Source organism: Streptomyces racemochromogenes, assembly GCF_044129415.1.
GTDB classification, from domain to species: domain Bacteria; phylum Actinomycetota; class Actinomycetes; order Streptomycetales; family Streptomycetaceae; genus Streptomyces; species Streptomyces racemochromogenes_A.
Genome location: NZ_JBBDHD010000300.1, coordinates 1 through 1,022, shown reverse-complemented (window position 1 = coordinate 1,022; position 1,022 = coordinate 1). Strand labels below are relative to the sequence as shown.

Genomic DNA, 1,022 nt, shown 5'->3' with positions numbered 1-1,022 from the left:
GGTTTGCCTGCGAGCGCGGTGTGTCCGCGGTGGTGATTGTAGGAGTGCAGCCAGCCGGGGAAGGCGTCGCGTCGTTCCTGCTCTGAGCGGTAGGGGCGGGCGTAGGCCCATTCGTCCAGCAGGGTCCGGTTCAGCCGTTCGACCTTGCCGTTGGTCTGGGGGCGGTAGGGCCGGGTTCGCTTGTGGGTGATCCCGGCCGCCGTCAGGACGTCGCGCCAGACGTGGGACTTGTAGCAGGCTCCGTTGTCGGTCAGGACGCGCTCGACGGTGATTCCGCACGAGGTGAAGAACGTCTGGGCCCGTTGCCAGAAACCGGCGGCGGTTTCCTTCTTCTCATCGGTGAGGATCTCGCTGTAGGCGAGGCGGGAGTGGTCGTCGACGGCGGTGTGGATGTAGCTGTAGCCGGCGTTGTTGCGGTTCTTGCGACCGGCCTGGCGGCCGATGGTCTTGTGGCCGCCGCCATCGGGGATGTTGCCGAGTTTCTTGATGTCGACGTGGACCAGTTCGCCCGGCCGATCGCGTTCGTAGCGCCGTGTGACGGTGCCGGTGGCCCGGTCCAGGTGGGTCAGACGGGCCAGGCCGAACCGGGTCAGGACACGGTGCACGGTCGAGGGCACCAGGTGCAGCAGGTGGGCGATGCGGGCCGGACCCCACCGGCGCAGGACGCGAACCTTGATGATCCGGCGCTCGGTGCGGGTCGGAGTCCGGCGTGGGCTGTGGTGCGGGCGGCTGGAGCGGTCGGCCATACCGGGCTCGCCGAGGGTCCGGTAGCGATCGGCCCAACGTTGAGCGGTGGTGGGTGAGACCTGGAAGCGTTCGGCGGCCCGGCGCAAGGGCCAGCCGTTCTCGACCACGCAGCGGGCCAGACGCAGGCGTCCGGTCTCGGTCAGAGGTGCATTACGGTGGGGCATGAGGGCCTTCTGCTGGTTGGTGTTGACGTCGCAATCCACACCGAACCCGGAAGGCCCTCACCCGTTCAAGATCCCTCAGCCGAGACCTGCGTCACCCGTCCACAACCTCCC

At 68.2% G+C, this 1,022-nt stretch carries 1 protein-coding gene; it reads right to left on the bottom strand.

From position 1 onward, the window contains the following. Positions 1-911 (bottom strand): IS481 family transposase (locus tag WDV06_RS36955; RefSeq protein ID WP_395514172.1); only part of this gene is annotated, 911 nt, incomplete at its 3' end. Between the last annotated feature and the right edge of the window lie 111 nt (positions 912-1,022).